General features: G+C 65.0%; 5 protein-coding genes and 1 pseudogene. 2 read left to right on the top strand and 4 right to left on the bottom strand.

The features are described 5' to 3' along the window. Window positions 1–61: 61 nt before the first annotated feature. The 4 genes from VGH68_RS09865 to VGH68_RS09850 form a co-directional block, all read right to left on the bottom strand. Window positions 62–745, bottom strand: coding sequence for a Fe2+-dependent dioxygenase (locus tag VGH68_RS09865; protein ID WP_331603406.1), 684 nt, complete (start codon window positions 743–745; stop codon window positions 62–64). Then, window positions 742–1,545 carry a tetratricopeptide repeat protein gene (locus tag VGH68_RS09860; RefSeq protein ID WP_331603408.1) on the bottom strand — a complete coding sequence of 268 codons (804 nt, stop codon included), beginning with the start codon at window positions 1,543–1,545 and terminating at the stop codon, window positions 742–744. Before VGH68_RS09860 ends, VGH68_RS09865 begins: the two co-directional genes overlap by 4 nt. 11 nt (window positions 1,546–1,556) lie before the next feature. Next, entirely contained in the window at window positions 1,557–3,806 is a 2,250-nt protein-coding gene (locus VGH68_RS09855) for a TonB-dependent siderophore receptor (RefSeq protein ID WP_331603407.1), read from the bottom strand. Window positions 3,807–4,057: 251 nt separating this feature from the next. Further along, window positions 4,058–5,290 carry an FAD-binding oxidoreductase gene (locus tag VGH68_RS09850; protein WP_331603405.1) on the bottom strand — a complete coding sequence of 411 codons (1,233 nt, stop codon included), beginning with the start codon at window positions 5,288–5,290 and terminating at the stop codon, window positions 4,058–4,060. A gap of 238 nt (window positions 5,291–5,528) precedes the next feature. On the opposite strand from VGH68_RS09850, the gene VGH68_RS09845 reads away from it, so the two are divergent. Together VGH68_RS09845 and VGH68_RS09840 are read left to right on the top strand one after the other, a co-directional pair. After that, the gene (locus VGH68_RS09845) at window positions 5,529–6,344 is read left to right on the top strand and encodes a DUF3348 domain-containing protein (RefSeq protein ID WP_331603404.1); all 816 of its coding nucleotides are present in this window, start codon (window positions 5,529–5,531) and stop codon (window positions 6,342–6,344) included. A 10-nt stretch (window positions 6,345–6,354) separates the two neighbouring features. Next, window positions 6,355–7,381, top strand: a pseudogene (locus VGH68_RS09840) (DUF802 domain-containing protein); the annotation flags it as partial.

The following is a 7,381-nucleotide window of genomic DNA, read 5'->3' as shown; positions in this document are numbered from 1 at the left end:
CGAAAACGCCGCGGAGTTCGTGCTCCGTGGCGTGGTTATTGCGCACGTTCGCTGAAGCGGGTTATGCGTCGGCCCAGCGGCGCAGAAGATTGTGATAGATGCCGGTGAGGCTCACGACCGTCGCGTCGTTCAAGCCCCTTTGCGCCGACAGCGTCTGTACGTCGTGGTCGAGTTGAAACAGCGTTGCGCGCCGGCCATCATCGCGCACCATGCTCTCGATCCAGAAGAAAGACGCGACCCGTACGCCACGCGTGACCGGGCTTAGACGATGCGGACTCGACGCCGGGTACAGCACCAGATCGCCGGCCGGCAGTTTCGCGCGATGCATTCCGTAGGTGTCTTCGATGCAGAGTTCGCCACCGTCATAGGTATCGGGCTCGGCGAGGAATAACGTCGCCGACAGGTCGCTGCGAATGCGGAAATTCGTGCCGCGCAACTGGCGCATCGCGTTGTCGACATGCGTGCCGACACCGTCGCCACGTGAATAGCGGTTAAACAGCGGCGGGAATACTTTTAGCGGCAATGCGGCGGAAAAGAAGCGCGCGTTGCGGCCGAGCGCGTCCTGAATCGCATCGCCGATCGCGCGGGCGGCCGTCGAGCCTTCGGGCAGTTGCTGGTTGCGCGTGGCCTGCGCCGACTGTGCGCTGGAGTTCGTATTGCCGTCGACCCATTGGGCGGCGTCGAGTACTTCGCGGCATTGCGCAACCTGCTGTTTGCTGAGCACCGCAGGCAGATGCAGCATCATCGGCGTATTTCTCGAATGAAGTTGATCGCGGCGCGGCGTTCTTGCGCACTCGCACTGGCATTCACGCTCGCGGCAAAATTCTGCTCCAGCGCGCGAAACGCGTTCACCGGAGAATCGGCCAGCCAGTCGCGCATCTTCGTGATGAAGGCAGCGGTCGCCGTGCGCGGCACCCGCTGCAACCACTGCATCGCTTCGTCGATGTCGCCACGCTGCGCGAGCAGCCGCGCGTAGTTGAACTGGCCGCGAAAATCGCCGCCTTCGGCCGCGCGGCGGTAATAGTCGCGCGCGATATCGACGTTGGCATCGACGACCCAGCCGTCTTCGTAAAAGCTGCCGACGAAGTTCCACGATTTCGCGTGACCGAGTTCCGCGGCACGCCGGAACCACCCCAATGCTTGCTCGCGATCGCATTCGATGCCATTGCCGAGCGCGAGCGCCGACGCATAGTTGTACATGCCCCAGTCGAGCCCGGCCCGCGCTGCGAGCCGGTACCAGTAGACGGCGACCGGCGCGCACGCCGCCGTGCCCCAGCCATGTTCGTAGCAGCGTCCCAGCATGTTCATCGCCATCGGATGATCGCGCCGCGCCGCGTGCCTGAACCAGACGAACGCTTCGTCGAGGTTGCCCTCGACGCCGTGGCCGTCGAGCAGATACTGCCCATATACCGCCTGCGCGTCGACGATGCCATTGCGCGCGGCCGCCGCGACCCACGCCGCGGCCCGTTCGGGCGGGCCGGCGAGGATCGCGGCGAACTCGTCGCGCGACACGTTCGCAAGCGCCTTTAGCGAAACCTCCGACACCGCGCGAGACATCAGTAGTGCGCGTTGAGCGTGACGAACGCGGAGCGTCCCGGCGCAATCGAAGCGTAGTGCGACGCATACGCCTGGTCGTAATAGGTGCGGTTGAAAATGTTCTGCACATTCAGTTGCAGATCGACGTGCTTGTTCACGCGATACGTCGCCATCCCATCGAAGCGCCAGTAAGAGGGCACCGCGCGCAGATTCGCCGTATCGCCATAGACCTGCGACATATAGAACGCGCCGCCGCCGATCGTGAACTTCGGCAGCACGTCGTAATTGGTCCACAGGCTGACGCTGTTCTTTGGCGTATTCGGGAATTGATGGCCGTTATCCGACGTGGTCTTGCCGTTGTTGCGCAACTCGCTCTTCAGATACGTATAACCGCCGAATACCTGCCAGTTACGGGTCAGCTGCCCGGCCACGCCGAATTCGAAGCCTTGCACGCGCTTGTTGCCGACCATCGCGTACTGGTTGTCCGGCAGCGTGACGCGTGCATTGGTCGTGTCGATCTGGAACAGCGCGCCGGTCAACGACAGCGTGTTGTTCAGCACGTTCCACTTGCTGCCCAATTCGATGCTGCGGTTCTTTTCCGGCGACAACTGGGCGGCGTTCAGGCCGACGCCGTTACGGCCCGGCGTTAGCGACTGCGACTCGCTGCCCTGGCCGAGCATCGCGCCGGCCGGCGTCGACGATGTCGCGATCGACGCATACACGCTGCCGTTCGAAGCCGGCTTGAACACGAGGCCGAGCTGGTAGTTGAACAGCGTATCGTCGCGTGACACGCGCGTGGCGCCGTTGGCGACCGTGTTGCGCAGATCGGTCGAGTAATCGTCGACGCGCAGTCCGACGTTCGCCTGCCAGCGCTTCGTGAACTCGATCGTATCGAACGCGTAGATCGATTTCGTCGTGGTGCGCTGCTCGCTCGGATCGTTGTTCCGTTTGATCGAACCGGCCCACGGGTCGTTCGGATTCGGCGTCCACAGGCTCGTGCAGTTGTAGCCCGACGACGCGCCGATGCCATTGGTCCGGCAGATCGCGCCGGTCGCGGCCGCCACCGTGTACGCGTCGTTGACGCTGGTCTCGCGCGACAGCTCGATGCCGGTCGTGAAGCTGTGCTTCAGGAAGCCGGTCTTGAACTCGCCGAACAGTTCGGTTTGATTCGCGAGGCTATACACATCGCTCGCACGGGTATTCGCGCGGCGCCACACCATGCCGTTGACGACATTGCCCTGGCTGTCGTCGGGCTGGGTCCAGATGTAGTCCTGGGTCGCCTTGGTATAGCGCGTCGTGTTGCGGATCGTCAGATCGCTGTTGACGTCGTGTTCGATACGAAGCGTGCCGATGTCCGACGTCGTCTTGCGGAAATCGCGGTCGATCAGCCCGTAGAAGTTGTGGCGATCCACCGGCGCCGGATAGATCGTATCGACGCCGGCCGGCCTGTTGGTCGTCGTGTAGAAGTAGGGGATGCCGCTGTCGGGGAGATCGTCGGTCGCGAGGTGGTAGTAGCTCGCGGTGACGCGCGTCGGCGTGCCGAGGCCATAGGTGAACGACGGCGCGATGCCCCAGCGTTCGTTGTTGACCGCGTCGCGGCCGGGCACATCGTTGTTGTGGCTCATCAGGTTCAACCGGAAGGCCGCATGATCGGCCATCTGCCAGTTGCCGTCGGCGGTGAAGCGGCGGTAGCGGTCGGTGCCGACGCCGATACTGCCGTCGGCCGACGTGCCCAGATGCGGTGTCTTCGTGATCAGGTCGATGCTGCCGCCCGCGCCGCCGCGGCCGCCGAACGCGCCGTCCGAACCCTTGGTCACTTCGATGCTGTCGATGTTGAACACTTCGCGCGTGGTCGCGCCGATATCGCGCATGCCGTCGACGAACGTGCTGCCCTGCGCGTCGTAGCCGCGAATGAACGGCCGGTCGCCGAGCGGGTTGCCGCCTTCGCCAGCGCCAAACGTGATGCCGGGCACGGTGCGCAGTGCCTCGGTCAGCGTTGCAGCGCCGGTGCTGCGAATCAGCTCCTGCGGAATCACCGTGACCGACTTCGGCGTATCGACGAGCGGCGCGGTGAACTTGACCGACGCGGAATGATCGGTTTTGAAGCCATCGTCCGACTGGCCCTGCACGGCGATCGGCGCGAGCTGTCCTTCGCGCTCAGGCGGCTCGACGGCCGGCGTGCCCTGCGCGAGGGCGGGGCCGGCAGCCAGTACACCGCACAGTGTCGTGCTGATTTTGCCGAGCTTCGGATCGTCGGACCGCAACTTCATGTTCATCCCCCGTCTGGTTGAGGAAGCCGGGGCAGGTGCCGCTTTCCTTACCCGAGCATTCCATGTTTATTACAAAATGGTTTCGGGTGGATTCTAAGCAAGTGCTTCGTTATTGAGAAGCGTTCTCAATAAAAAGTCATGCAAGGGGATGAAAGTCGAACGGAGATCGACCGCGGCATGGCAAAAAAGGCGGGCGAACCCGGCAAAAGAGGGCGTTTAGAGAAAATTGGATTGCGTTCGACGAGCCGAGACTAGAACCGCTCGACCCGGAACGGCCGCGGATCGACGAGCGTCTTCTCGCCGGTCATCATTTCGGCGATCAGCCGGCCGGTGACCGGGCCGAGCGTCAGGCCGTGATGCGCATGACCGAACGCGAACCACAAGCCCTGATGATTCGGTGCGGGACCGATGATCGGCATCATGTCCGGCGTGCAGGGGCGGCGGCCCATCCACGGTTCGCTGTCGAGACGCTCACCGAGCGGGAACAGGGTTCGCGCGATGGGCTCGACCGCATCGAGTTGCACGGGGGTCTTATCTGCGTCGGGACGCGCGATTTCCGCGCCCGTGGTCAGCCGGATACCCCGTGCCATCGGTGCGAGCACGTAACCGTGTTCGACATCGAGCACCGGATGATTGAGCCGCTCAGTCCGGCGCGGCGCGTAGTGCATGTGATATCCGCGCTTCACCGCGAGCGGCAGCCGGTAGCCGAGCTGCGTGACCACGCGATCCGACCACGGCCCGAGTGCGACCACCACCGAGCCGGCCATGACCGCTCCGTCCTGCGTGTCGGCCTGCCAGCCGTCGCGCAGTGTCGCCGCATCGCCGATAAAAAAGCGTCCGCCGAGCGCTTCGAAATATCTCGCGTACGCGGTGACGAGTGCGTTCGGATCGCTGACCGAATCGGCTTGCGGATAGCGCAGACCGCCTTGCAGACGTTTGTCCAGGTCGGGTTCGAGTTGTTGCAGGCGCGGCGCGTCGAGCGCTTCGAACTCGACGCCATATTCGCGCTGCCATTGCTCGGCGAGCCGGATTTCGGCCTCCCTCGCCGCGTGGCTGCGAAAAACCTTGATCCAGCCGATCGGACGCAGCAGTTCACTCGCGCCGGCCGCGGCGGCTAGCGCGCGGTGTTCGGTCACGCAGTGCTCGATCAGCGTTGCGTAGGACTTCGCGATTTCCGCGTGCTTCGCGGGATGAGAATTGCGCCAGTAACGCCACAGGAACGGCGCGGCTTCGAGCATCGCGTCGGCGTGGTAGCGAACCTCGGGCGACTGGTTGCGCGCATAGCGCAGCAAGGTGCCGAGCCCGCGCGGAAACGCGTACGGATAGACGCCTTCGCGCTGGATCAATCCGGCGTTGCCGAACGAAGTTTCATTGCCGGGCAGCTTGCGGTCGATCAGCGCGACGGCGCGCCCGCGTTGCTGAAGGTGCACGGCTACGCAAACGCCGACGATGCCGGCGCCGAGCACCACGGTATCGAATTTCATGCAGCCCGCCCTGTATATGTGTGGTCACCGCGTCTGACGCTCCGGCGTTGCGGCCCGCACGTTGGGTGGAGGCGGATCGGAGCGAGCTTTCATCTTATAAGGGATGAGCGGGCTTATCCATTGGCGAAAAAAGCGCTCTGTGTGGCCGAAACAGCGTTGCTGACCACACGTCGAACTGGCGGACTTCGGCCTTGCGGGCAGCAGCGTGTAAACTGCTGAGTTTTTTGCTTCCGGTGGTATGTCGCAAGCCCCTTCGCGCCGCGCCCTCAGCGGGCCCGCGCTCGTTCGTTTACTGACCCGTCTCGCGGATGTCGACGCCGCCGAATCGCGGCAATCGCTGTCGGACCGGCTGAGTCAATGGCTCGGGTGGACCGACGCGATTGCACTGTCGTCGGCGCTGAACGGCAAGCCGCCGGCCGTCGCCGCTGGCGCACGGTCGTTCGGTCAGTCCGATGACGACGAATGCGCGCGCGTGCGCCGCTCGCTCGTCAGCGCGATTACCGGCGACAACGTCCTCGCCGCCGCACGGCGCCGCGGCGCTGGCCACATGTCCGCGCCGCGCGTCGCTGTCGATACGGCGACCGACTACACGGTGTTCCGCCAGCGCTATCTGGCGCTTCAGCAATCGATGGAAACGGCGATTGGCACGTTGCGCGGACGCTTGCGCGCGCTGCTGGCCGCGCGAACGCCGGCGCTTGCCAGGCTCGCGCTCGTGGATGCGGTGATGGAGCGCGCGCTCGCCGAGCGCGAGCGCACTTTGCTGGCCGCCGTGCCGGGCCTGTTGAGCGGGCATTTCACGCGGCTGCGCGAGGCCGCCCAGCGAGGGGCCACCGAGGCCGACGCCGAAGCCGAGCCCGACGCTGATGCCCGCGCACGAATCGAAACACGCACCGCCGGGAGCGCAGCCGTGCCCTCCGGCCACGCCGCGCCGGCTACGCCTGACGCGGCGTGGCTCGACGTATTCCGCAAGGACATGCAAAGCGTCCTGCTCGCCGAACTGGATGTTCGTTTTCAACCGGTCGAAGGGCTCCTCGCGGCTCTTCACGCCTGCTAACTGGGACCCCATGTCCAGATATCGTATCGACTTCGTTGTGTTTTTCGCGGGGCTGGCCGCGGCGTGCTGGATCGCCGCCGGCTACGCCGTCTCGAACCCGCTCGCGCTTGCGGTCACGCTGCTGATCGGCGTGTTCTACGTGGCGGGCGCGCTCGAATTGCGCCGCTACAGCGAGGCCACCGCCACCTTGACGCGCGCGCTCGCCGCGCTATCCGCGCCGCCGCCGAGCGTCGCGGCGTTTGTCGAACCCTTGCATCCGAGCCTGCGCAACGCGGTGCGTCTGCGTATCGAAGGCGAACGCGTCGCGTTGCCGGGGCCCGCGTTGACGCCGTACCTGGTCGGACTGCTCGTGTTGCTCGGGATGCTCGGCACGCTGCTCGGCATGGTCATGACGCTGCGCGGCACCGGGCTCGCATTGGAAAGCGCGAGCGATCTGCAGGCGATCCGCGCGTCGCTCGCGGCGCCGGTCAAAGGGCTCGGATTCGCGTTCGGCACGTCGATCGCGGGTGTCGCGACCTCGGCGATGCTCGGGCTGCTGTCCGCGCTGTGTCGCCGTGAACGTTTCGAAGCCGCGCAACAGCTCGATATGAAGATCGCGTCGACATTGCGCGTTTATTCGCAGAGCCATCAGCGCGACGAAAGCTTCCGGCTGCTGCAACGCCAGGCCGAAGCGATGCCGCTGCTGGTCGACCGTTTGCAAACGATGATGGGCGCAATCGAGCAGCAGAGCAGCGCGTCCAATCAACGGCAGATCGCAACGCTCGACGCGTTTTACAGTCGCACCGAAGCCGCGTATCTGCGGCTCGCCGGCGTAATCGAGCAGTCACTGAAGGACAGCGTGAGCGGCAGTGCGCGCGCCGCAGGCGAGGCATTGCAGCCGGTCGTGGCGGCGACGATGACGGGTCTCGCGCGCGAGAGCGCCGCGCTGCACGAATCGGTGACGCAGGCGGTTCAGCGGCAGCTCGACGGCATGTCGAGTGGTTTCGCGGCGAGCAGCGCGAACATCGCCGAGATTTGCAACCGCGCGCTTGCCGAAC

Source organism: Paraburkholderia sp., assembly GCF_036488505.1.
Lineage (GTDB): Bacteria > Pseudomonadota > Gammaproteobacteria > Burkholderiales > Burkholderiaceae > Paraburkholderia.
The sequence above is the reverse complement of the archived record's forward strand: the minus strand, read 5'-3'. Positions and strand labels throughout refer to the sequence as shown.